We start from the raw sequence: 21132 nt of genomic DNA, 5'->3' as shown, positions 1-21132 counted from the left end.
ATAGATGATTCATGATTCATGCATTTTTAATTTTTTCATTTTGCTAAAATAGATTATTTTCAACTATTTTTTTTAAACTAATCTATATTATGCAACTTTTGGATCTTCTTCTTCATGTAATACTTTCTTGACCTTAGAATACTTCCTGCCAATTTTGTATTGCCTATGGAATAGATTTAGCTGGTTACTGTCATCATTAGTAGCTTTAGTTTCTATCTCTGCGACTGGTTTTGTTATTTGACTCCAAACAAAAAGCATTGCAAGTGCAGATACAAGTAATGGAAGATACGCTTTAATAAGACTAACGACTACTAGAGTAGTTATAAAACAAAGAGAAAAAAGAGTCCATTTAGGAATTTTAGTATCTAATAGCATTTTATTTTTTTCCTTTGAAGAAGGAATGATTGGTAGCTCAGGAGTCATTCGTTATTGAGTGGTAGGTGTATTGGCTTAATGGATGTAGTAATTAGTTTTATAATTTGCAAATATATATTCTACAAATGAGCTTTATTTGATAGATTTTTTAATATGCGATTTAGATAGCCTAAATTTTTTGAACCATCGTGATATCTGAGATGCAACGTTGGATAATGACACAGAGATTCTATTTTAACTAGATAATTTTTAACAAATTCAATCAAGTTTGTAAATGTTTATGAGTGAATCGCCCATAGAATTTAGTATTTTGTTGGTTTTCTATATGCTTCATTCGCGCAATTGTTTGCTATGAATTTTTAGATGAAAAGGCTTTTAGTAGTTTTGATAACTCATTGCCCTCTGGTTTTGTATCCACATATATGGTAAAAGCGTTATTAGGAGATTTTGTAAATCCTGGTTGCTACTTATCTAAAGGATAAGACTAATAAAATCGAATTACAATATAATTAAGTTACAAATAAATTTGGATTAATTCATCAAAAGTTAACATCAAAGTTTCATCGAGAAATAACTGAAATAAAACAACTAAACACTAATATTAATCAATGATTAATTAATCTCATTTATCTATGAAAAACATAATAATACCAAAGAGAGCTATATCTTTTTGCAATTCTTCCCTAAAAAATAATAGGAAAAATTATACTTTTAAGATGATAGCTATATATCAAGAGTTAGAAACTCACTATAAAACTTGTAAGTATCCTTTTCAGTAAATGTATATGTATTTAAGCTTTAATTTCTTTTTAGAAGTTTGGCTTGCTGATTTGATTATTTGATTTCACATTGTAGTTCTGCTAGTGCTTCATTAGGAAGACCAAGAAAGGTATCTAAGATTTTATTACCAGTTATAGGGATTGTGGAAATTCCTACTAGCTTTATTTTGCCGTTTTCCTGAAGAACTTGACCCTCTTCTTGATGTAATTTACTTTTTACCTTTCCTGTTTTGAGCAAGCTGTTAACTATTAACGCGGGAAATTTAAGTTTAGCTCCAATGCTAAAAATAAATTTAGATTCAAATTTCAATAATACTTCTCCAGATTTCTTATCAATAGTTCCTTCCAACTTATCCATAGACATTTCGATCTTTAAACCTGGTGGAAATGGAAGAGATAAAAACTTTGTTGTTCTTGAATTAAGAGGAGGTATTGAAAATGTTTCAGATGAAAAACTTACGTGTAGGAGATTATTTTTTTGGCTTGGAATTACTGTTGCCTTGCCTCCTCCCCCATAAGCATTGTAAGTAAATGGTGGATATGAACCAATTGTTAATCGACAACCCTCTAAACTTTTCATTTTCATATGCTTAGCAAGAACTAGTTTTTTATATTGTAATAGAAATCAATTTGTTCAATAAAGCTAATAATAGCTAATCTTATTCCTTAAAGTTATTTCAATAATAATAAGAGTAGTTATTAGCAATTGATTCTTGTTAAAGTTCATTGCAGAGGTAAGAGCAAAGTCTTTTTTTGGTTATTTTGCTAGAATATTAATTGGAGCATAAAATGAGTAATTGACTATTTTTCAATCAAATCATTATGTTCATTTGGTCATTCTATTAATTATTAGGCATTCTGTAAATTATAATGTTGTATTAAATAGAGTTACTTATGTCTGAAAACTCAACTCCAGATTGGTCATCAGAATTTGAACACTATAAGAAACTATCCAGAGACGTAGTTACCAATGAAGATATAATTAATTTTTTTAATCAGCATCAGAAAGCTTTTTATTTGGATAGCTTCTCTTCAAGTTGGGCTAATATGATGGAGGCATATGAACTTAAGGAAAGTTTAAGTTCAGAGGAATTAAACAAGCTCGAAGAAATGCAATGGCAGGAGATGCCTGAATCATTAAAATTGTTTGCTTATGATTTTTGCATTAAGAATGGATTTTGTTTTACTGGTACATCTAGTTAATATAAGAATTAACTTTTCATAGTCCTAAAATTTATTATTTTTAAAAATTAGTATAATTTATCATGCTAATTTTAAAGTTATTTTTTTCTCTCTAATTTAGTAATGGATAGATTAGATTTATTAATTACTCTCAGTCAAAGCTAGATAGACAATAAAATTGAGTGTGATTACTAAAAGGCTTGAGTTTTAATGAATTTTTCAGAATAATTAAAGATCAGTTATTAATACTCTCTTTTCTTTTATCTTTTAATCTCTCTCGATTGGAAAGCCAAGATTTAAAGTTTTCATCTTCTTCTTTTTCTCTCCACTCTTTATAGGATATGGGGAGTTTTGTTTTTTTCTTATGTTTTTTTTGATTCAATGTTAAATATAAATTTAAATAAGCAGCTATTACTATAAGAATAAGGCAGATGGTATTGATATTCATTTTTTAGAGTTTATGCTTACCTAAGCAAATGATAATCAACTTGAGGAAATAAACCTAGATTTTTAAATAGCTTAGATAATTTTTTGAGTGAGAACGGAGGTGGTAATTATTGAAGCAAAACTTGTGAATTCAGAAAAAAGTCCTTTGTCATCAATTGATTAAGAGCAATCTAAATAAACCTATATCAATTTTCTGTTCCATATTGAGTTTTCCTAATCAATAAGTTCAAGCGATTGGTGTTCATATTTTTGCCTAGATCGTTTTTATAGAGAGTATTTACATAGATTGAATCCGAGACATTTTCTTCATAATTTTCTTTAAATTCAGCCCAAGTTAAGAATGATGGGACTACTGCTCCCTCATCATATTAATATAACCAAAATTACCACTCTAATAACAGATCCATCAGGATTAGGTAGACGTTAAAATGAGTTACTATATATAGCTTAAATATATTTCGAGTTTTACCAGTAGAGCAAGGTAAGCCTCAGAGTCGTAATAAAATAATCTCTCTATTTGAAGGATTATTAGCTAAGATATCTCATCTATCATCTTTAACCGATCTTTCAGTGGAGGAATAAGACTATTAATAAAAGTCGTATTGCTCTCACCTTTGTCAAAATTTCTTGAACCTCTACAAAAGTAATATTTGCGACTGTGTTATCTTCTGAAATTTTTTTACCAATAACTACTTTCGAGAATATGTCAAAGAAATTTGTTTATAATGTATAGGAATGATCTAGGAGGGCAAAAAATTCAGGGTTAAATAACGCATCATTATCCGGAAAGCTGAGAGAAACAACAGTAGAACAATGAATTGAATATGATAATTGTGATCTTTGATATCGTTAGCATTATTCCAAACTACTTTTCCATTCGATTAATGAAAATAAGCATCAATTTTATTTGTACCCTTAAACTGTCTTGATTTATATATTTGCCCAGAGAAACTTATATAAATCATTTGCAGTCAATCTCTATGTATTTTCTGTATGATTGCATTATTTGAATTATTACTAAATAGCTATTATTAACTTAGTATCAAATTTTTTAAAGCTATTCTCCGATTCCATAAAAGTATTTTTTAATTTTTGTTATGAATCTGATCAAAAAAGAATTTTTTGTAATCATCATTATAGGATTATTCTTCTATTCTTTCCTGAAAGCACCATCTTTAAAAGCTATAGAGTTTGATTTAACAGCAGCTCAAAATTCAGTAGGTAAGAGATTCGCTAGTAAATTTTGCGAAGCAAAGGAAAAGGGATTTTCCACAGAATCTTCAAGTGAGTTTGCATTAAATAATACTTATTTAAAATTTGTAGCTTTTCCTGAAGATGAAAAATTCATAGAAGATCTTTGGGAATTCACAGTAGAAAGAATTCGATATGATTGTGGTAGTTATGTGACTAAAAATCAAGAGAATAATTTAAGAGATTTTTTTCAAGAAGAAGGCGAGATCGCAAGTAATCGTGATTTATATCTACCAAATTAATGAATAAAAATTATGATTTTATAGTCATAGGTGTAGGTATTTCTGCTTGTACATTCGCATCAGTATTAAATAAAAGATTTTCAGATGCTTCTATATTGTTAGTTGAACATGGAAGGAGAATTGGGGGGAGAGCGACAACAAGAAAATCAAGGAAAAATAAAATTTTGGAATTTGATCATGGATTACCATCTATTAGTTTTAGTAAACATATATCAAAAGATTTATTAACATTAATTTCACCATTAATCAATTCGAAGAACTTGGTAGACATATCAAATGATATTTTAATAATTAATGAATGTGGTGAGATGAAATATTCATCTAATAATTATAAAACCTATAGGAGTTTACCTTTTATGATAAATTTTTGTGAGGAAATAATTAATCAATCTATCAATCAAAAAAAAATTAGCTTTTTATTTCAAACACTTACTAAATCTTTTAAACGTAAGAATAATTATTGGGAGATGAACTTAATACTGAAACTTTTGTTAAATCTAAATATCTTATTCTATCTAGTTCTTTAATAGCACATCCAAGATGTTTGAAAATTCTGCAGATTAACTCTTTACCATTAAGGGATGCTTTTATCAAAGGTGAAGATGAAGTTGTTGATCGTCTATTAAGAGAAATAAGTAAACAAAATTATCTAAGTCGAAAAGTATATATTTTCCATGTTCTCAACTCTGCAGTAGCTCAAAACTTTAATCAGCAATATTTACAAATAACCTTTTCACAATCAATAAAAGATAATTTGAATTTTGAAAGAATTATTTTTCAAAGACAATCTGACGGTTCTATTATTATTACTTTACACTGTTATTATATAAGTAATATAATAGAGATTGAGACTGATAATATTGTTAAATCTTTGATAACAATTTTCGTAAATTATCAAAATTTTTTAGATTTATTTGCACAAGCAAGACTTATAGATAAAATGGATTGGAGAGCTTCTCAATCTCTTAATAACTTATTATCCAAAGATTTACAGTGGTCTTCAATTAATAAAATTGGTTTTTGCGGAGACTGGTTTGATTTAAATAGTTTTGGAGGATTAGAGACGGCGATGAATAGTTCAATCAGATTGGCTAAATTGATTAATTGGGATTGACTTTTTAAATTTCTTATATTAACTATTCGATCATTATATAAATATCATCGATGGCTCTGAAAATATTTTTAGAATTATCAAATTTTCAAAGAATATATATTCTTTGACTTGCTTTATTTATGAGTAGTCGATATATATGATTTGTATTGATTTTTACTAATGATCACTCTCGTTTTTCTGCTAGCGCTAGGCCTGGCTGGTTGGACTTTCTCAACATTAATGAGTAAAGGAAAACATCAAGAGGAGATTACTAAAGAACTAAGCAATATTTTTGAAAGCTTAAAGTTGCTAACCTCTTCTATTACTGCGCTTGTAAAACTTTTGATGAAGGATTCTATTACTTCGGCTAAGGAAGAGGACTTTAAACCTATCAGTTCTAATGTTATAGATTTATTAAAGGTAGAAAAAAAGGAAGAAGAAGAAGCTGCTTGATTTCTTTATCTAAAGATTGAAATTTCTTTCTAAAGTTGCTCTTTTATTGAACTTACAATTTTAGCTTCTTCTAATCCATGAAGGTGCTCCAGAAAACCATTCTCCTAGATCATCTTGATCTGGATTGTATGTTGAATGGGGTTCTTCTGGACTTAGATCTAGTCCATTCAGCAATTCATCTATTGGATTAGATTTATGTCTGTTTCGTTGGATAAGTGAAGCTTTTCGAAGCCAAGTAGATACGTTTTGATTCTTTGTCGCATATTTATTGATATAAATCCTTTCTTCAAGAGTTACTTGATCTCCCATAGCAAGTCTACTTAATATTTCTTGTATTCGAAGACGCGAGGATGTAGTTAACATGATTCATTGTCTATTTTGTTCTTTCTAGCTTGAAATACATGAAGTGCAAGTTGATTTGGACTGATTTTAGAATTATTTAAATACGTTATCGAGGATCAATTATGTGAAAACTTTTTTAAAGTTTCTATTTGAATTATTTGTAAAGTACTTTCTTCTGTTGCTTCTAGGTCAACTAAAGGAGCCATTCCATCGTCAAATGCTTCTTTCCATCGAGGAGCACAAAGACACCAATGATCGCCTTTTTTTAAGCCTGGAAATCCTACTTGAGGCGAAGAGAGATCATTCCCTTGGGCTTTGCTGTATGTAAGGAACTGCTCAGTCATAACAGCACAGACAGTATGCATGCCTAGATCAGATAAGTCTGTTCTACAAGTCCCATCTCGATACCATCCAGTCATAGGACTGCAACTACAGGATTTAAGTTCAGTACCTAAAACGTTTTTTTGCTGCATGACTTTTAATCCTTAAGGATGCTTATGATATCTGTAATATAGGCTTTATCATTAAATATTGAAATGCATTATTTATTGTCAATTGTTCGGAGGTATTCAAATAATCATTTCTTAATTTCAATTATTTCATAGTATGTTCGATCATTGTAGTCGGCATCAGAGCAGCAGAGATCTTCATAGATATTTGCCAACATATCATAAGCCTCATCATGTTTTTGTAACGCTTGAGTCGTTATCTCATCAATCTCTCAAGCAATTCTTTTTATTTGGTAGCTCACTCATCTTTTATTAGTTTAATGATTATAAGTTTTTATGATTCACCTATTCAACATTGAAAGGATATGTCAAGAAGACTTTGGAAGAGTTTTTTCAAGTATTCCAATACAGTGCTATTCATCTTGCAACCATTTTTTAAGAAGAGCATGTGAGTCCCGGTGTAAATTGAGAAGCCATTCATAGATTAAGTTGCTAATTGCTTTTAAGTAAATTTAAAGTCGTATTAGAAAATTTAAATTTAAAAATGTATAATCTTTTTGGATTTTTGATCCATGAGTGCTGCAAAGATTATGGCGCATAGTACAATTGTATTATTATTGAATAACTCTAAGTGGAAGTTCTCTCTATTCTTTTGGTTCTGCAAAGTATTCTTTTGATTACTTCAGGGATTGTTTCTCATACTTTGTCAAATTAAATTTCTATTTTCCTTTTTTAAAATTTTCTTCATAAGTCAAATCGTTCGGTATTCCTCTCTCAACCACGTTCTTCCTGTAGTTATGCTTTATTTTTAATTTATTAAGTCATGAATTCAGGTGCTGAACGTTTTAATGGTTTGATGGCAATGTTAGGCATAGTTGCAGGCATTGGTGCCTATGCGACTACTGGTCAAGTAATACCAGGTATTTTTTGATTATGGTTAATTCAACAATCACCCAACCAATCAATCTTGATTTGTTTTTTTCTATTGCCTAACGCAGGTGCATTCATTCCGTCATAGTCTGGCCCAACCATGAAGCCTACTATTGCAAATAAAGCAATAAATACAATTCCTACAATAGGTGCTGTTGGTGCTGGTGTTGTGAGTAAGCCGCCAAAGATTAGTTGACTCATTTGTGTAAAGTTAGGATTAATGTTTTAGCGATGTATTCTTCCTAACGCGTCATATAGGATAATTTCTACTTTTTTTATGTCTAAAATACATTTAGAATTTTTAGTTGTGATAGCCAATTCATAATTGAGATATTTTTGTTTCAAACCATTGAAGTGTTTTAAATTCACCTAAACAATAATCAAATCTTTTTTTTTTAGAAAATTGTTACCTAATTTACCGACTTAGATCATTTTTTAGCTATTGTTTAACTATGTTTATTTACGGAGGTGATCCATTGTCGCATCTACCAATCGGACAAGAGTCAATGGAAATGAGAAGATCTTTTTGTTCTTTGGCTCCTGCCTTGAAGGGTTTTATTATTAATAGATTTATATAGTTGCCTTGGTCTATTAATTCTTTTGCCAGCTACTTTGTGGCTGGCTTTTTGTTGTTCAATTTTTTCACTTAAGATCTATCCTTATTTTTTATTATCTCTTGATATATATTTTAAAAAGGGTAGGATGAAAATAAAGATCAACTTTTATTTCTATGTCTAATACAGAAAAAATTGAAGTTGCAGAGCAAAGAATACTTGAGTTGAAAACTTTAATTAATCACTGGAAAACAAGTAATATTTCATCAAGAAGAGCTACGGCTGATTTTGTTGAGTCAATTATTTCTGAAAAGCAAGAGCCTCAAGCAGCCTAATTTTAGGAAACCTAGTTTTTAAAAACTTACTTTATTTATAGATAAATCATTTATAAATATATATAGTTAATATAATCAAAAAAAAATTTATAATAGAATCTATGGTAAAAAATTAAAATCTAATTATACTATTAAATATTGTTTGTTGGACGAATAAAATGAAAATTTCTCTCAATTTGAATTTAAAAGAGTATTTCTGGCATGCCTTAAATAAAGTAACTAATACTTTTAGCAATTTAACTGTCGATAATATTGGAAATGGTTATGTCAAATGTTTGTGGAAAATTAGTCCAATTGATAATTTTAGAATTGAATTTAGTAAAAGTTGTTTTTTTGCTATTAGATTATTTGATATAAGTAATAATAGAAATAAAGATAATTCAACTTGTATTATGAAAGAGATACAGGTAAGTAAATTTCAATCTTCTATTGCTTTTCCTATCCCTATAAACAAAGGTAGGTATTATTTTGAGTTTGGCTATCGTAAAAAAAATGGTGAGTGGAGAAAGCTTGCATATGATAATCTAAATTTGGGATATAGAATAAAAAAGATAATCAAATACTTTGATAATGATAATTGGTTTGATTCTAAAACTATAGTTGAAAATATAGATCAAAATTTTCATGAAAAGGCCTATAAACTCTCATTAAATAAACCCATTGGTGGTTCTGATAATATTTCTATATAAAGAGAAATGCTGAATTTTCACTTTTGATTTTATAAAAATAATTTTTGTATAAAATTTTTATAATAATATACTTTTTTAATTTATTGATTTAATATATATAGTAATTAATGTAGAGATGGGATGAAGAAGGATTTGCAAATTATAAATACTTTGAAATATCAAGGTTTTAGTAATATTGACATTGATCAGATTTTTAATTATTTAGAAACTTTAGATTATGACCTAAAGAATACTAAATATATTGGTAAGATCATGGCTAAAAATGAAAGACTAGCAAAATATTTTTTTTTAAGAGATAACTTTAAAATTGAAATCAATTCTTCAGATGATACTTTCCATATTAATGAAATTCTTGATCAATGTATAGATTGGAGTGAGTTTTGGCGGTTACTTGTAATTAAAAAAGGTTTTTGCTGTATTCATCTCGCAGGAGAGTTACGAGGCAAAGTAAGGTTTATTTTTTTATCTGGTCCAAATATCCTTTCAGGATCTTCTACAGACTTAGCAGAATCTATTTATGAAGATATAGATTATTGATAATACTTTTTTTAGATGATCAGGAATTTTTTATTTACCTTCTTTTTTCGTATCAATCAGAATGATTTTCGTTTTTTTTCGTTTTTTGCTTTAGTCTTGTTTTAGAGTAAAAATTATTTTGTCTATTTATCTAATTATAGGTGCCAATAGAGGTATTGGTTTAGAACTGGTTCGACAATTGAAAGAGAGAGGAGAAGATGTAATTGCTACTTGTAGATCTTCGTCTCCAGAATTAGATGCATTGTCAGTAAGAGTTGAATCAAATATAGATATCACTTCTGGAGATTCGGTTATTAAGCTTAGAGAGCAGTTAAAAGATACTAAAGTTGATGTTTTGATACATAACGCTGGAATTGCTCAATTTAACTCTCTTTCTAATTTAGATCCACAGAGTGTTCTTCATCAATTCGAGGTAAATGCCTTAAGTCCTCTTTGTTGTGTACAAACTATGCTTAGTCATCTCAGAAAATCTGCAAAAATAGCTTTAATAAGTAGTCGTATGGGTTCAATAGAAGATAATACTTCCGGTGGTTCCTATGGATATAGGATGTCAAAAGTTGCCTTATGTATGGCTGGTAAATCGTTAGCGGTTGATTTAAAGCCTAAAGGTATTTCTATAGCAATTTTACATCCAGGTTTAGTCAGTACTCGAATGACAGGATTTACTCCCAATGGTATTCAGCCTAAAGAATCAGTCAAAGGACTTATTCAAAGAATTGATGAACTTACACTTGAAAATACAGGAACTTTCTGGCATTCAAATGGTGAGATATTACCTTGGTAATAGACTTAATTATAGCTTTCGATTGACGCGATTATTTTAAATATTCTCTATAAAATATTATTTTTATCCTTAAATTATAGTCTACCTAATGTTGTCCTTAATTTTTTTACAAAGCTAATCCCCACTCCTGGAATTGTTAAGAGTTCTTCATCAGATGCTGAAATAATTGATTCTGGTGTCATATAACCAGCTTCATAAAAATTATTGCAATTTTTTGTTCCTATTCCTGGAATAGATGTTATGTTTTCGCACCTATCTGACAATTTCTCTCTTGGTTGATTTAAAATACTAAAAATTTTGGAAAATTTTCTTTTTGTATTTAATAAAATCTTTTCGATGATCATTTCTTTTTCTAATGCATATTAGTAAATATGCATTAGAAAAAACTTCTTGCAAGCATAAATATTTTCTCTTGATGATTAATTTATTAATTATAGCGTGAGAAGGTATTCAAAAATACCAAAAGAACTAATATCTATTTATTTTTCTTATGATTTTGAATACTTCACATTAGTATTGCTTGATTGATCTTTGTGTAGCTACTTGACTTTGTAATTACATCCTGCAAATTATTTTTAGATGTAAATCTCTTCCTTTGTTCATAACTGTATGTGGCCAAAAAGGTGGCGTAGCTAAAACTTGTACCTCAATCCATTTGGCAAGTGTTTGGACTTCTCAAGGGAAGACAGTTTGTCTAGTGGATGCTGATAGAAATCGATCGGCTCTAGCTTATGGATCAAGAGGAAATCTTAAATTTAATATTGTCCCTGTAGAGGCAGCTGCTAAAGCTACTAGATTCACAGAAATTGTTATAACTGATGGTCAAGCAAGTACTGATGAAGAAGAGTTGAAGCATTTAGCAGCTGGGTCTGATCTTGTACTTTTACCTACAGCACCAAAAGCCAGATCGGTTGAATTAACAGTTGAATTAGCATCTTTATTAAAACAATTAAATATTCCTCATGCAGTCTTATTAGTGAAGGTTGATTTTCGTCAAAAGCGAATTGCGAATGAAGCCAGAGAAGCGTTAGAAAAATTCGATTTAACGGTATTAGAGGGAGACATTCCTTTGTTGTCAGCTTTTGATAAAGCAGAAAATCAGGGAGCCGCCGTGATCGATGCAGTAGATGATAAAGGTCGATCCGACCCCAGGCGAATGTCGGGTTGGTCGGCCTATTGTTCCATTGCTAAACAAATTCAATGCCAGATTTCGAAGCACTTGTTAGACATCAACAAACCAGTAGAAGACCTGCCACTGAGCGCTTAAAAGTAGTTGAAAAACTGCCTATTTATAATCAGTCACCTACAACCGATGGGAAAGATTTGAGTACATTATTTTTTGGTTTTGTAGGAGGATTATCGGGATCGATAATTGGAACAGGCTTGATTCTTTATCTTACAAATAAAGAATTAATAGATTTCAAACTACTTTTTTAATGTTTAATTTCCCCCCTAATTTGTTTAATATCTTGGAGTGTATGTGATTTATATATTGGAGCTATGTGTTTTTTTGGCTATTTCTACCATATCAGAAAAAGTTTTTGATTTTTTCAGTAATTGTTGATAATTACCAAAGGCAATTATTTTTCCATCTTTAAATTCATATATACAATCTGATCTTTCAATTGTAGATAATCTATGAGCTATAGTTACTATTGTGCATCGTCTACCTATAATTTCAATCGCATCCATTACGTCTGCTTCTGTTCTGTTGTCTAAAGCGCTAGTTGCTTCATCTAAAACTAGTAATTTTGATTGCCTATAAAAAGCTCTTGCTATAGCTAATCTTTGTCTTTGTCCTCCAGATAATCTAATGCCATTATCGCCAACTGGTGTATTTAAACCCTTTGGCATTTCTGATACTAATTCTGCTAATTGAGCTGCCTTAAGTGCATCCCAGACTCTTTTCTTATCTATTAATTCTTTATCTAATCCATAAGCAATATTTTCAATAATGTTGCTGTTTAATAAAGTAATTGCTTGTGGAACGTAAGAGCAACAATCCTGCCAAGCAGGAACTTCTGTATCATTAAGTTCGATCCCATCTAATAAAAGTTTTCCATCTGTGGGTCTAAGAAGACATAGTAATTGATTGGCTGTAGTTGTTTTACCACTTCCAGTTTCCCCAATGAAAGCTATTCTTGATCCAATAGGGATAGTGAGATTTATATCTTTTAAAGTGTATTCCTCACTATTGGGATATTTATAACTCAGTTTTTCAAGTTTTATGTTGTTCCTTGGCTCAATACCTTTTTTTGTGGGAACACCTTTTGAGCTTTTAGTTAGTCGACTGGAAGGAAGTTCTATTAACTTTAGTATCTCTTCTAAATCAGGGATTGATGCACGCATACAAGTTAATGCCCTAAAGGAATCTTGTAATGGAGGCGTTAGTTTTAATGCAGCGACTGCAATTGTTGCTAAAAATGGAACTATCTCTATAAGAATTGAATTATTTTGAGCAGTTATATAAGGGAAAAGTCCAATAGTAAAAATTAATGTAATACCAAAGGGCTCTATTAATGACCTAGGGAATTCAGGTAAAACTTCAGCTTTCCAAATAAAAGGGAAAGAGGTTTTACCTGCTAATTTATATCTCTTTTCAAAGTATGATTCTGAGCCAGTAAGGTGTACATCTATAATTGTCCTCATTGATTCAGTTAAAATATTGTTTGTTTCTTTCTCTAATTTGATTCTTTGACGGGAAGAATATCTTATATAGGGTGTTACAAATAATGAAATAAAGATATAAAATATTAAGAGACTGATAATTAAATAAAGAGCTATTGATTTTGCTATAAAAAGAACAGCAATACATATAAAAGTAATCACACATAACCCACTAGAAATTTGAAGGATTGGCCTTACTAGAAATTCTGAGACTCTAGATATATTTATCAGAACTTTTGATGACAAATCAGATTTTTTCTTGTCCAAGAAGAATTCATATGGTTGAGATAGTAATTTTTTCTGTGCTAGTTCTGATAAGTCTCGCCAGATTGCCACTCGAAGTCTTTCTTGGGCTGCTTTAAGAAATAATTTAGAAAATGATGCCAGCCAATTCATTGCTATGTATACAACTACTAAACTGATGACTTTTGTCTTTGGGTCTTCTGGTATAAAAGTTTGAAATGGTAAGGGTGGTTGATTGGGTTGCCCTATGAAAACAGTAAATAATCTAGAGACAATGCCAACTACAATTACATCTACTAAACCAGTCAAGGCTGCGACAGGAATTAATTTCAATAGGGATCTTCTTCTTCTAACTGGTAGTGCCTTGAGTAGGCGCATTAATAGATGATATGTTTTGCTAGTGCCAATCATTTTATAAAATTACTTACTTTTGAGAAATTATTTCTCCTGATTCAGCCAGTTCCTTGGGTGTTTGGTTATGAGTTCTTTAGGTTTAAAGCTTTGAAAATCAAAAAAATTTTGAAAAAGTATTCTTTAGAGATTATTAATTACATTTTAATTTGAATATGATTTAAATTAAATTAATATTCAAATATGTATTAATATCTTTTATTTGAAATCCAATATGCTAAGAAGATTAATACAATAAGTGGTAGGAAATAAATCATAATCATAAAACCAGATAAAAAGATTAATAGACTTAAAAAGATAAAAAATCCTATTAATATAATTCTCAAAAATCTTTTAATTCGATTTAACCAAAATATACCTTGAAGTTTTTCTAGATTGATTTCTAATCCTTTACGCGTAAGATATAATTCTTGGAGTTCTTTTTGATGCCAATTGATTGAGTCCTCTAATTTGGTTTTGTATACATTCTTTCCTATTTGCTCTATAAAATTATTAGGTCTTGAGAATGTGGATCTAAATTTGATTATTTGTGCTTCAACTAAGGCTTTGTTATTCTCCGATATTCTTTGATCTATTTCTGTGATTTGAAAATTAATTTGCTCTTGAAAGGCAAATTTTTTATTTGAATTATCTTGTATAATTTTATTACTCTTTTTCTTTTTATTTTTAAATAATTTTAAAAAAAAGTTTGATCTCAACATTTTCCTGATTATTATCTAAGATAGATTTCCATGCAGATATTATAACCATGACTTCTATAATTTTTAATGGGAGCTACATAACAAAAAAAAATACAGGTATTGGAGTCGTTTCTAAGGATTTACTAAATTCTTTTTCACCCAATAAAATAACTACACTTATTCCAAAAGATATAGGAATAAAAGGGGATATTTCTATACCTAATAACTTATCTCCAGGTTCAGGCTTTAAAAGCCATTTTAGAAGATTGTGTTGGCTTCAAAATACTGTTCCAAAAATAATGAAGAATTTAAATACTGATTATTTTCTATCACCATTATTGGAAGCTCCATTATTTACCAATATTAAATCTATTGTTTTAGCTCACGATTTAATACCAATTAGGTACCCTTCGCTATCATTTTTAACTTTATATCATTTAATTTATATCCCTTTAGTTTTAAAACAATCGAAGATAATTTTATGCAATTCTATTTCTACTGCTAATGATTTGAATAGATTTTATAAGGTACCTAAACATAAATTATTTCCAATTAAGCTAGGATTTGATAATGAGAAGTTTTATCCAATAAAGAAAATTCGAAAAAATTTTTTTCTTATTATTGGTAGGCATAATCCACATAAAAATTTGGGTAGGCTTATCAAAGCATTTGCATATGCCAAAATCGATGATTATAAGCTTGTTTTTGTGGGACCTTTTGATAAAAGATATACCCCAAGTCTTTTAAAACTGATTGATGAATATAATCTTAGACATTTGTGTGTCTGGAAAGGTTGGGTTGATGATGAAGAAAAATTATCATTATTAAACGAATGTCATGCACTTATAATTCCTAGTCTTTGGGAAGGATTTGGCCTTCCAGCTCTTGAGGCAATGGCTTGTGGGACTCCCGTTATAGCTTCTGATAGAGGTGCGCTCCCAGAGGTCATGGGTGATTATGGATATTTGGTTAACCCATTCAATATTCAATCAATATCTTTTGCTATGAATGCAGTTATAAATGATAAAAAATGTTTTGAAAAAGCTCTTAAAAAAGGCCCTTCAAGAGCTGAGTCTTTTAATTGGCTTGATACTGCCAAAACAATAGAAAAAATTATTCAAGAAATCGATTAATCTTTCTTTTTTAAGATATTATTAAATAATATAAATAAGGTGAAATAAAACTTTAAATATGAAAAATTAAAAGTAATTCTAGTTTTATTATTTTTCATATTTATTGCCTTATTTAGAATGAATTTTACTGATATGAGATCAAACTTGTTTTATAATTGCTACTATGGCTTATAAGTCTATTTTAGATATGCCTAGCAAAAAATTGAAAAAAAAATCAACTTCTAAAATAACTGAAGCAAATGAGGAGAAAAAAACAACACCTAGAACCGCAAAAATTGTTCTTTTTGTATTTGGTTTAGGGCCTTTAATTCTTATGTCTTTATTTTTATTCTCAAATGGTTTCTTCAATTCTCCTTGACAATTTGATCATGTTTAGACGACGACTTATCATCATCTCTCGATTTAAAAATCAGTTCCGATTCGTTATTTATCTTTTGTCTTCTTTTTAAAACATCATTTGTTTATTGATCGATATATCAATCATTTATTTCTTTTTTTTCGCTAAAATTTGTTTTTATAGTTTGACCAATGCAACTCTATTTGGTTGATTGCCAGTTCCCTGATATTGATAATCAAATTGCGGCGTATAAGCAGTTTGTAGAATTTTGGGAAAATGGAGAGATGTCCAAGCAAGATAAATTTGATGGTTTTGAAATGCTTTTTCGCGTTCATGCTCCTGCAGAAGGTCGTGTCGTAATTCTCTGCAATGCAAAAAGTGACAAGGAACTTTTTCTACACTTTGCTCCATGGAGAGCTCAGTTCGGTATAGATATGGAAATTACCCCAGTAATAAGCTGTCAAAACGTTGTTGACTATCACAAGGATTTATTTGAAAAGATGTCTTAAATTTATTGAATAAATCCTTTTAATATTTAATATTTAATATTTTATTTTTATATAATCAAGATAAGTTTGAAAATATTTTTATCTGTTTGAGAGAGCGTTCCCGCCTGTCCATATATTTTTGAATTCGACTTTGTCCTTTAGTAATTGAATAGGAAGACTAATTAAAACTCCTAATGCTATTAAGGCATAAGAGTCTGTTGTAAATCTAGCAATGCCCCATTCTGATGAAGCTAAAGCCAAAATAGATAAATGCATGAAATTAATAATTTTAAAAATGTTATCAGACTTTTCATTATAAATTTAATTACTTATTAAAAATTATTGTATTTAAGAAATTGATAGGAATTTGTGAATTTATACTTTTATAAAAGAATACTTTCTGCTGTTTATAGTCTCTAAACACTAATTTTAAGTTTTTGCTTATTTAATAGATAGATAGCTCTTCTTCTTTTTTCTTTCATTGCTTTTAATTGTTTCTTTATATATGGGGGAGAATCTAAGTTTTGAAAAATTAACTTTCAGCTCCATTGCGTTGCAATTAAAACAGAGCCCTTCCAGGCTCCATGGATCAATTGGGTAATAAGTATCCTCTATTTTTTTGTTTGATTGAACTAGATCAGCTAGAAAGGGATTAACAGCTGAACAAGTAATTGGAATTTACAAAGCTTGAATTAGATACCCTTATTCGATCTAGACCAGATTTAGATTTAAAAAAAATTCCAGTACCTTCACTTGATGGAGCCATCGTTGAGTTCCTAGAAAAGTATGAGGTATTCGTAAAACCTGTAACTTCTCGGTCAAACAAAATAGGAGATGCTGCTATTGCTGGAGCAATAGGTGGAGCTTTTGGTGCTGATGTAGCTGGAGATGCTTTTATAGCTTCTGGACAAAATAAGTAAACACAAGTTCAAGAATGGAATCATTGGAAGCAATGGGCCTTAGATCACAAAGAATTTCCAGCTTTTAAAGAAGAAAAAATTGATAAAGCCCAAAGCCACAATGAAAAGATAGATGGACTCTTGAATTCACCTGAAATACAGAAAGAAGGAAAAAAAATTCGTCAAGAATTAATGGAAAAAGAAGCTAAGGACGCAAGAGATCAAGGAATTCTTGTCAGTTTTGGATGTTTAGGTAGCTTTGTTTTAGTTATCGTTTTAGGACTAGTATTCCTTACTGGTAAAAATACAGACGATACAAACTCTGAGGATCAAAGCACTATCATCTCATCAGAATTAGTCAGGAAAGTATAGGAGAATAAATAAGGTTGACAGCCGATTGCTATCGGAACCAAAAGGGCTGACTTAGTTCAGTCCTTTTTTATGTTTTGAGACGATTGAGAATTGCTTTTATAGAGAATTATTGAATTTTGCACTTAACTTTGCACTTAAATTTTTGTTCATTTTTATCTCATTATTTTGCACTTAGTTTTGCACTTAACTCTATTTTTAAAGTTTTTTGAGATTATGAGACTTATTCTGCTGGAATAAGAGTGAGGCCCTTGCAGGCCTCGTGGATCAATTGGGTAATAAGGCTGACCTGACCCCATCTCCTAAAAGATCAAGCAGCAACAGGGGCTGTTTGACGGGAGAAACTAACTATGTTGTTAGCAGTTATGGTTTTGCTCTTGCCGAGCAGGCTTCAGTCACTCTCCTGATACCCCGTCGAAGCCATTGCAGCCCCATTTATGGAGCTGAGCGGAATCGAACCGCTGTCCGAGATAGTGGTTTGAATCACCTAGTCCATTAGAAAATAGACACATCTATACTGACAGATCTTTTGTAATTAATCGATTAGTGTTTAAAGAACTTTTTTATCCATTTTTAATATCTTAAAAGCAATGAAACTTGTTGCATCTATTTCACAAGGTCTGGAAAAAGAGGGTGCAAAAGAGTTGATAGAACTTGGAGCTAAATCAGTTAAACCTTCCAGGAGACATATATTATTTGAAGCTGATATGGCTTGTTTATACAGAATACATTTAAGAGCTCGGTTGTCTTTTAGATTTTTAAGAGAGATTTCAAGATTTTCTTGCAATAGTCCACATGAACTGTATAGCGGTATTCAAAGATCAATTGATTGGGAAAATTGGCTTCAGCCTAAACAAAGTTTTCGAGTAGATGTCACTGGATTTGGAGAAGGATTATCACATACGCATTTCACTGCTTTGCAGGTGAAAAATGCAATTATTGATTTACAAAGAGAACGATTTGGTTTGCGCTCAAGTATTGATTTGAGTAATCCAGATATTTGTTTTCATTTGCACTTGGCAAACTCTACAGCTGTTTTTAGTGTTGATGGTTCTAATTCGAGTCTCCACAAAAGAGGATATAGACCAGCTGTTGGAATAGCTCCAATAAAGGAGACATTGGCTGCAGGGTTAATGCGAATGACTGAGTGGGATGGCACTAATAACTTAGTAGATCCATTATGCGGTTCTGGAACATTTTTGATTGAAGCAGTGAGCATGTTGCTCGGAATTGCATCTGGTATGGATAGACAATTTCTATTTAAAAATTGGCCTGATTTTGATAGTTCTTTTTGGGATCAAGAATTAAAAATGGCACAGAAGATGAAACCTTTAAATAATAAATTACCTAAAATAATTGGCTGTGAAGTTGATAAAATTATTGCCAACTCCGCTAGAAATAATGTTGTAAAAGCGGGCTTAGAAAATCATATAGAAATAATCAACTGTCCTTTTCAAGAATTTGAATTACCGCCTGGATTAGGACTTTTAATTTGTAATCCTCCTTATGGGAAAAGAATAGGTGAGGAAGATGAATTGCCTAATCTTTATAAACAATTAGGAAAATATTGCAAAAAACAAGCATCTGGCTGGGATCTTTGGTTACTTAATGGGAATCCAAAGCTAAGTAAATATTTAGGGATGAAAGCAAGTCGACGTTTTCAAGTAAATAATGGTTCACTGGACTGCAGATGGTTGAATTATAAAATTAAATAATTTAATTTTTTCCTAAAACAGCTTTTGTAGTTTTTGCAATTCCCTCCAATGTCTCTGGAAGGTAAGGACCTTTTGCTAGATATCCTCCAATTCTGAGACTCATCCCTGCTAATGCAAGATTTATCAAAACTAAAATTAAAATTGTTGATTTGTTATCTATTGCAAGCAAGTCTCTAAGCCAATAACCAAGAAATAATTCAGACCCAAGTAAGGCAAGTAACATCAATACCCCTCCAGTTGCTAGGAAAATCACACCACTTATTAGACGGCGTTTTTCTCTGTCCATTTCTTGCAGTGCAATGCGGACATGAAGATCCATCACTGAACTCGCCAATGCAGTAACTCTTGCTGCAGCTCCTATGCCTTTTTTGCGTTCTGAGTTGGTCATTAATTTCTTCTGCCTCCACCAAGCAGTATGCCAAATAAAACTCCAATTCCAGCAGCAATGCCTATGGCTAAGAGGGGCCTTTTTCTTACTGGCTTCTCAATTCTTGGTCTTAAAGTACTGTTTAACTCATCTAAAAGGTCTTCAAGCTGTTTTTCGAGAGGTTCCAAAGACTCTGCTAGCCCTCTAGTTGTGTCTGTTGCAGAATGAAAAATTTCTTCTAATTGTTCTTGCACTCCAAAACTGTTTTTTCCTGAATGTACAGATATGACATTGATTAAATCGTCGAGACTTCCTTTGGTTGCTTCTAATGTTTGTTTAGCTAAATCTGGCCAACGCTCTTGAATTTTTGGCAATAAATTATCAAATTGCTCATTGAACCATTGTTCTGGAGACTTTTCAGCAATATATTGTTCAGCCTCGACTGAATTTGATGATGAAGAGGGAGAGGAATTCACTGATTCCATAAACCTAAAGGTTTATCAAAGAATAGTGAGATATTGCCTTAATCGAAACCCCTTAGTGGAATTCAATTTTGAAAGCAGCCTCACAAGAATCCTTTTTTTGGAGTTTAAATGTTTGAAGTCCAAAATTTCGTAAGGATATTTCGTCGTCTTTGCTTACAAATATTGCTATTCGAATACTTATAGTGCTAAACGTCATTGGTATCTCCTTAACATCCTATGGGCGTCGGAATTTCATCAATCGTTTTTGCTTCTAATACAATCCCTACTGATTTTGGCCTAGTTTTAGCCTCAATAGCAGGTGCTGGAAGCCTTCTTTTAATTGCTTTAAGGTTTGTGCCTGAGGCGAAAAGCTAAAAGGTTTAGCCTTAAGAAATTATTATTATGGAGACTTGTCTCCTGAATTTTTTATTGAAAAATTTTTCTTTGGCTTTGAATTATTATTAAATTGAATACTACTATTAAAAAAAAAATTATAGGTGGGTTTTATTAAGACATATTGGTTCCCCTGATGATGAGAAAGGTATTCATTTCGATTTGCTTTTGGAAGATAAACAATTTTGTAGAACTTGGCGCTTAAGTGATATTCCATTATTGGACGGACCTTATGTTGATTCCGTTTCTATCCCGCCTCATGATCTTTACTGGCTTGATGTCGAAGAAAAGTTCGTTTCAGGTAATAGAGGAGTTGCAAAAAGAATCAAGCATGGTGTTCTTTTGCAATCTTTTCCATCAAACGAAAATACTTCTATAAAATTATCGGTGATATGGGACAAGCTTGAAGTGGATTTGGTATTAGATGAAACTGGTTGCAGAATTTTAAGCAAAAATAGTAATTATTTCTTCTGAGCTAGAAGGACTTGAGTTTCTCTGATATTTCGCTAATGTCATTCTTATTG

The 21132-nt window shown here is 30.7% G+C and carries 32 protein-coding genes and 1 pseudogene; 21 read left to right on the top strand and 12 right to left on the bottom strand.

Annotated elements, in window-relative coordinates; translation table 11 throughout:
* Positions 1-87: 87 nt before the first annotated feature.
* Both SIB75_RS10750 and SIB75_RS10745 read right to left on the bottom strand, forming a co-directional pair.
* A complete protein-coding gene (locus SIB75_RS10750; protein ID WP_413683318.1) occupies positions 88-423 on the bottom strand; it encodes a hypothetical protein in 336 nt (111 codons plus the stop codon).
* 786 nt (positions 424-1209) lie between these two features.
* Positions 1210-1734 carry a hypothetical protein gene (locus SIB75_RS10745; RefSeq protein WP_413683317.1) on the bottom strand — a complete coding sequence of 175 codons (525 nt, stop codon included), beginning with the start codon at positions 1732-1734 and terminating at the stop codon, positions 1210-1212.
* Positions 1735-2048: 314 nt separating this feature from the next.
* On the opposite strand from SIB75_RS10745, the gene SIB75_RS10740 reads away from it, so the two are divergent.
* Positions 2049-2357 (top strand): hypothetical protein, encoded by a 309-nt coding sequence (locus SIB75_RS10740; protein ID WP_413683316.1) that lies wholly within the window; start codon positions 2049-2051, stop codon positions 2355-2357.
* Between the two features lie 214 nt (positions 2358-2571).
* Here the strand turns inward: SIB75_RS10740 and SIB75_RS10735 are convergent, their stop codons facing one another.
* Together SIB75_RS10735 and SIB75_RS10730 are read right to left on the bottom strand one after the other, a co-directional pair.
* Entirely contained in the window at positions 2572-2784 is a 213-nt protein-coding gene (locus tag SIB75_RS10735) for a hypothetical protein (protein ID WP_413683315.1), read from the bottom strand.
* A 184-nt stretch (positions 2785-2968) separates the two neighbouring features.
* Positions 2969-3073, bottom strand: a pseudogene (locus tag SIB75_RS10730) (hypothetical protein); the annotation flags it as partial.
* An 807-nt stretch (positions 3074-3880) separates the two neighbouring features.
* Between SIB75_RS10730 and SIB75_RS10725 the strand changes: the two are divergent.
* The 4 genes from SIB75_RS10725 to SIB75_RS10710 all read left to right on the top strand — a co-directional run bounded on the left by SIB75_RS10725 (position 3881) and on the right by SIB75_RS10710 (position 5822).
* The gene (locus SIB75_RS10725; protein ID WP_413683314.1) at positions 3881-4276 is read left to right on the top strand and encodes a hypothetical protein; all 396 of its coding nucleotides are present in this window, start codon (positions 3881-3883) and stop codon (positions 4274-4276) included.
* A complete protein-coding gene (locus SIB75_RS10720) occupies positions 4276-4803 on the top strand; it encodes an NAD(P)-binding protein (protein ID WP_413683313.1) in 528 nt (175 codons plus the stop codon). The genes SIB75_RS10725 and SIB75_RS10720 overlap by 1 nt, the downstream gene beginning before the upstream one ends.
* Before the next feature lie 17 nt (positions 4804-4820).
* Complete coding sequence (locus SIB75_RS10715; RefSeq protein ID WP_413683312.1) at positions 4821-5390, top strand: hypothetical protein; 570 nt, start codon at positions 4821-4823, stop codon at positions 5388-5390.
* A 159-nt stretch (positions 5391-5549) separates the two neighbouring features.
* Complete coding sequence (locus SIB75_RS10710; RefSeq protein WP_413683311.1) at positions 5550-5822, top strand: hypothetical protein; 273 nt, start codon at positions 5550-5552, stop codon at positions 5820-5822.
* A 60-nt stretch (positions 5823-5882) separates the two neighbouring features.
* On the opposite strand, the gene SIB75_RS10705 is transcribed toward SIB75_RS10710, so the two are convergent.
* Both SIB75_RS10705 and SIB75_RS10700 read right to left on the bottom strand, forming a co-directional pair.
* Positions 5883-6185, bottom strand: a complete 303-nt coding sequence (locus SIB75_RS10705) for a hypothetical protein (protein ID WP_413683310.1) — start codon at positions 6183-6185, stop codon at positions 5883-5885.
* 95 nt (positions 6186-6280) lie between these two features.
* Positions 6281-6637 (bottom strand): DUF2237 family protein, encoded by a 357-nt coding sequence (locus SIB75_RS10700; RefSeq protein ID WP_413683309.1) that lies wholly within the window; start codon positions 6635-6637, stop codon positions 6281-6283.
* 799 nt (positions 6638-7436) lie between these two features.
* Here SIB75_RS10700 and SIB75_RS10695 point away from each other — a divergent pair.
* Positions 7437-7544, top strand: coding sequence for a high light inducible protein (locus SIB75_RS10695; RefSeq protein ID WP_413389548.1), 108 nt, complete (start codon positions 7437-7439; stop codon positions 7542-7544).
* Between the two features lie 11 nt (positions 7545-7555).
* Here SIB75_RS10695 and SIB75_RS10690 read toward each other — a convergent pair whose 3' ends face one another.
* Positions 7556-7744 (bottom strand): hypothetical protein, encoded by a 189-nt coding sequence (locus tag SIB75_RS10690; protein ID WP_413683308.1) that lies wholly within the window; start codon positions 7742-7744, stop codon positions 7556-7558.
* 251 nt (positions 7745-7995) lie between these two features.
* Between SIB75_RS10690 and SIB75_RS10685 the strand changes: the two genes are divergently transcribed.
* The 5 genes from SIB75_RS10685 (at position 7996) to SIB75_RS10665 (ending at position 10442) form a co-directional block, all read left to right on the top strand.
* Complete coding sequence (locus tag SIB75_RS10685) at positions 7996-8121, top strand: hypothetical protein (protein WP_413683307.1); 126 nt, start codon at positions 7996-7998, stop codon at positions 8119-8121.
* A 152-nt stretch (positions 8122-8273) separates the two neighbouring features.
* Positions 8274-8432 carry a hypothetical protein gene (locus tag SIB75_RS10680; protein WP_413389551.1) on the top strand — a complete coding sequence of 53 codons (159 nt, stop codon included), beginning with the start codon at positions 8274-8276 and terminating at the stop codon, positions 8430-8432.
* Between the two features lie 176 nt (positions 8433-8608).
* Positions 8609-9121 carry a DUF4912 domain-containing protein gene (locus SIB75_RS10675; protein WP_413683306.1) on the top strand — a complete coding sequence of 171 codons (513 nt, stop codon included), beginning with the start codon at positions 8609-8611 and terminating at the stop codon, positions 9119-9121.
* Between the two features lie 120 nt (positions 9122-9241).
* Complete coding sequence (locus SIB75_RS10670) at positions 9242-9658, top strand: hypothetical protein (RefSeq protein WP_413683305.1); 417 nt, start codon at positions 9242-9244, stop codon at positions 9656-9658.
* Positions 9659-9776: 118 nt separating this feature from the next.
* Positions 9777-10442: an SDR family oxidoreductase gene (locus tag SIB75_RS10665; protein ID WP_413683304.1), complete on the top strand. Its 666-nt coding sequence runs from the start codon at positions 9777-9779 to the stop codon at positions 10440-10442.
* A 74-nt stretch (positions 10443-10516) separates the two neighbouring features.
* Here the strand turns inward: SIB75_RS10665 and SIB75_RS10660 are convergent, their stop codons facing one another.
* Positions 10517-10786, bottom strand: a complete 270-nt coding sequence (locus tag SIB75_RS10660) for a helix-hairpin-helix domain-containing protein (RefSeq protein WP_413683303.1) — start codon at positions 10784-10786, stop codon at positions 10517-10519.
* A 251-nt stretch (positions 10787-11037) separates the two neighbouring features.
* Here SIB75_RS10660 and SIB75_RS10655 point away from each other — a divergent pair, with 251 nt between their 5' ends.
* Both SIB75_RS10655 and SIB75_RS10650 read left to right on the top strand, forming a co-directional pair.
* A complete protein-coding gene (locus tag SIB75_RS10655) occupies positions 11038-11709 on the top strand; it encodes an AAA family ATPase (RefSeq protein WP_413683302.1) in 672 nt (223 codons plus the stop codon).
* The gene (locus tag SIB75_RS10650) at positions 11643-11879 is read left to right on the top strand and encodes a hypothetical protein (protein ID WP_413683301.1); all 237 of its coding nucleotides are present in this window, start codon (positions 11643-11645) and stop codon (positions 11877-11879) included. The genes SIB75_RS10655 and SIB75_RS10650 overlap by 67 nt, the downstream gene beginning before the upstream one ends.
* Before the next feature lie 48 nt (positions 11880-11927).
* Here the strand turns inward: SIB75_RS10650 and SIB75_RS10645 are convergent, their stop codons facing one another.
* Positions 11928-13763, bottom strand: a complete 1836-nt coding sequence (locus SIB75_RS10645) for an ABC transporter ATP-binding protein (protein ID WP_413683300.1) — start codon at positions 13761-13763, stop codon at positions 11928-11930.
* Positions 13764-14511: 748 nt separating this feature from the next.
* Between SIB75_RS10645 and SIB75_RS10640 the strand changes: the two genes are divergently transcribed.
* The 3 genes from SIB75_RS10640 (at position 14512) to SIB75_RS10630 (ending at position 16422) form a co-directional block, all read left to right on the top strand.
* Positions 14512-15576, top strand: coding sequence for a glycosyltransferase family 4 protein (locus tag SIB75_RS10640; RefSeq protein WP_413683299.1), 1065 nt, complete (start codon positions 14512-14514; stop codon positions 15574-15576).
* A 187-nt stretch (positions 15577-15763) separates the two neighbouring features.
* Positions 15764-15934 (top strand): hypothetical protein, encoded by a 171-nt coding sequence (locus SIB75_RS10635; RefSeq protein WP_413683298.1) that lies wholly within the window; start codon positions 15764-15766, stop codon positions 15932-15934.
* Between the two features lie 170 nt (positions 15935-16104).
* Entirely contained in the window at positions 16105-16422 is a 318-nt protein-coding gene (locus SIB75_RS10630) for a DUF3303 domain-containing protein (protein ID WP_413683297.1), read from the top strand.
* Positions 16423-16500: 78 nt separating this feature from the next.
* On the opposite strand, the gene SIB75_RS10625 is transcribed toward SIB75_RS10630, so the two are convergent.
* A complete protein-coding gene (locus tag SIB75_RS10625; protein ID WP_413683296.1) occupies positions 16501-16677 on the bottom strand; it encodes a hypothetical protein in 177 nt (58 codons plus the stop codon).
* A gap of 395 nt (positions 16678-17072) precedes the next feature.
* Between SIB75_RS10625 and SIB75_RS10620 the strand changes: the two genes are divergently transcribed.
* The 3 genes from SIB75_RS10620 to SIB75_RS10610 all read left to right on the top strand — a co-directional run bounded on the left by SIB75_RS10620 (position 17073) and on the right by SIB75_RS10610 (position 19384).
* Entirely contained in the window at positions 17073-17321 is a 249-nt protein-coding gene (locus SIB75_RS10620) for a hypothetical protein (protein WP_413683295.1), read from the top strand.
* 120 nt (positions 17322-17441) lie between these two features.
* On the top strand, positions 17442-17672 hold the full coding sequence (locus tag SIB75_RS10615; RefSeq protein ID WP_413683294.1) for a hypothetical protein: 231 nt from the start codon (positions 17442-17444) through the stop codon (positions 17670-17672).
* A gap of 587 nt (positions 17673-18259) precedes the next feature.
* Positions 18260-19384: a THUMP domain-containing class I SAM-dependent RNA methyltransferase gene (locus SIB75_RS10610; RefSeq protein WP_413683293.1), complete on the top strand. Its 1125-nt coding sequence runs from the start codon at positions 18260-18262 to the stop codon at positions 19382-19384.
* A 1-nt stretch (position 19385) separates the two neighbouring features.
* Here SIB75_RS10610 and SIB75_RS10605 read toward each other — a convergent pair whose 3' ends face one another.
* Positions 19386-19772 carry a phage holin family protein gene (locus SIB75_RS10605; RefSeq protein ID WP_413683292.1) on the bottom strand — a complete coding sequence of 129 codons (387 nt, stop codon included), beginning with the start codon at positions 19770-19772 and terminating at the stop codon, positions 19386-19388.
* Entirely contained in the window at positions 19772-20236 is a 465-nt protein-coding gene (locus SIB75_RS10600) for a DUF883 family protein (protein WP_413683291.1), read from the bottom strand. Before SIB75_RS10600 ends, SIB75_RS10605 begins: the two co-directional genes overlap by 1 nt.
* A 216-nt stretch (positions 20237-20452) precedes the next feature.
* Between SIB75_RS10600 and SIB75_RS10595 the strand changes: the two genes are divergently transcribed.
* Together SIB75_RS10595 and SIB75_RS10590 are read left to right on the top strand one after the other, a co-directional pair.
* Positions 20453-20590 (top strand): hypothetical protein, encoded by a 138-nt coding sequence (locus SIB75_RS10595; RefSeq protein ID WP_413389568.1) that lies wholly within the window; start codon positions 20453-20455, stop codon positions 20588-20590.
* Positions 20591-20776: 186 nt separating this feature from the next.
* Positions 20777-21082, top strand: coding sequence for a hypothetical protein (locus SIB75_RS10590; protein ID WP_413683290.1), 306 nt, complete (start codon positions 20777-20779; stop codon positions 21080-21082).
* Positions 21083-21132: the final 50 nt, after the last annotated feature.

This window comes from Prochlorococcus sp. MIT 1011, from assembly GCF_047305235.1.
Classification (GTDB): Bacteria; Cyanobacteriota; Cyanobacteriia; order PCC-6307; family Cyanobiaceae; genus Prochlorococcus_B.
The sequence above is the reverse complement of the archived record's forward strand: the minus strand, read 5'-3'. Positions and strand labels throughout refer to the sequence as shown.

Coding starts and splice junctions, on each gene's coding strand:
- SIB75_RS10750 (WP_413683318.1), bottom strand. CDS start 423: ATGACTCCTGAGCTACCAATCATTCCTTCTTCAAAGGAAAAAAATAAA.
- SIB75_RS10745 (WP_413683317.1), bottom strand. CDS start 1,734: ATGAAAAGTTTAGAGGGTTGTCGATTAACAATTGGTTCATATCCACCA.
- SIB75_RS10740 (WP_413683316.1), top strand. CDS start 2,049: ATGTCTGAAAACTCAACTCCAGATTGGTCATCAGAATTTGAACACTAT.
- SIB75_RS10735 (WP_413683315.1), bottom strand. CDS start 2,784: ATGAATATCAATACCATCTGCCTTATTCTTATAGTAATAGCTGCTTAT.
- SIB75_RS10725 (WP_413683314.1), top strand. CDS start 3,881: ATGAATCTGATCAAAAAAGAATTTTTTGTAATCATCATTATAGGATTA.
- SIB75_RS10720 (WP_413683313.1), top strand. CDS start 4,276: ATGAATAAAAATTATGATTTTATAGTCATAGGTGTAGGTATTTCTGCT.
- SIB75_RS10710 (WP_413683311.1), top strand. CDS start 5,550: ATGATCACTCTCGTTTTTCTGCTAGCGCTAGGCCTGGCTGGTTGGACT.
- SIB75_RS10705 (WP_413683310.1), bottom strand. CDS start 6,185: ATGTTAACTACATCCTCGCGTCTTCGAATACAAGAAATATTAAGTAGA.
- SIB75_RS10700 (WP_413683309.1), bottom strand. CDS start 6,637: ATGCAGCAAAAAAACGTTTTAGGTACTGAACTTAAATCCTGTAGTTGC.
- SIB75_RS10695 (WP_413389548.1), top strand. CDS start 7,437: ATGAATTCAGGTGCTGAACGTTTTAATGGTTTGATGGCAATGTTAGGC.
- SIB75_RS10690 (WP_413683308.1), bottom strand. CDS start 7,744: ATGAGTCAACTAATCTTTGGCGGCTTACTCACAACACCAGCACCAACA.
- SIB75_RS10685 (WP_413683307.1), top strand. CDS start 7,996: ATGTTTATTTACGGAGGTGATCCATTGTCGCATCTACCAATCGGACAA.
- SIB75_RS10680 (WP_413389551.1), top strand. CDS start 8,274: ATGTCTAATACAGAAAAAATTGAAGTTGCAGAGCAAAGAATACTTGAG.
- SIB75_RS10670 (WP_413683305.1), top strand. CDS start 9,242: ATGAAGAAGGATTTGCAAATTATAAATACTTTGAAATATCAAGGTTTT.
- SIB75_RS10660 (WP_413683303.1), bottom strand. CDS start 10,786: ATGATCATCGAAAAGATTTTATTAAATACAAAAAGAAAATTTTCCAAA.
- SIB75_RS10650 (WP_413683301.1), top strand. CDS start 11,643: ATGCCAGATTTCGAAGCACTTGTTAGACATCAACAAACCAGTAGAAGA.
- SIB75_RS10645 (WP_413683300.1), bottom strand. CDS start 13,763: ATGATTGGCACTAGCAAAACATATCATCTATTAATGCGCCTACTCAAG.
- SIB75_RS10640 (WP_413683299.1), top strand. CDS start 14,512: ATGACTTCTATAATTTTTAATGGGAGCTACATAACAAAAAAAAATACA.
- SIB75_RS10635 (WP_413683298.1), top strand. CDS start 15,764: ATGCCTAGCAAAAAATTGAAAAAAAAATCAACTTCTAAAATAACTGAA.
- SIB75_RS10630 (WP_413683297.1), top strand. CDS start 16,105: ATGCAACTCTATTTGGTTGATTGCCAGTTCCCTGATATTGATAATCAA.
- SIB75_RS10625 (WP_413683296.1), bottom strand. CDS start 16,677: ATGCATTTATCTATTTTGGCTTTAGCTTCATCAGAATGGGGCATTGCT.
- SIB75_RS10610 (WP_413683293.1), top strand. CDS start 18,260: ATGAAACTTGTTGCATCTATTTCACAAGGTCTGGAAAAAGAGGGTGCA.
- SIB75_RS10605 (WP_413683292.1), bottom strand. CDS start 19,772: ATGACCAACTCAGAACGCAAAAAAGGCATAGGAGCTGCAGCAAGAGTT.
- SIB75_RS10600 (WP_413683291.1), bottom strand. CDS start 20,236: ATGGAATCAGTGAATTCCTCTCCCTCTTCATCATCAAATTCAGTCGAG.
- SIB75_RS10595 (WP_413389568.1), top strand. CDS start 20,453: ATGGGCGTCGGAATTTCATCAATCGTTTTTGCTTCTAATACAATCCCT.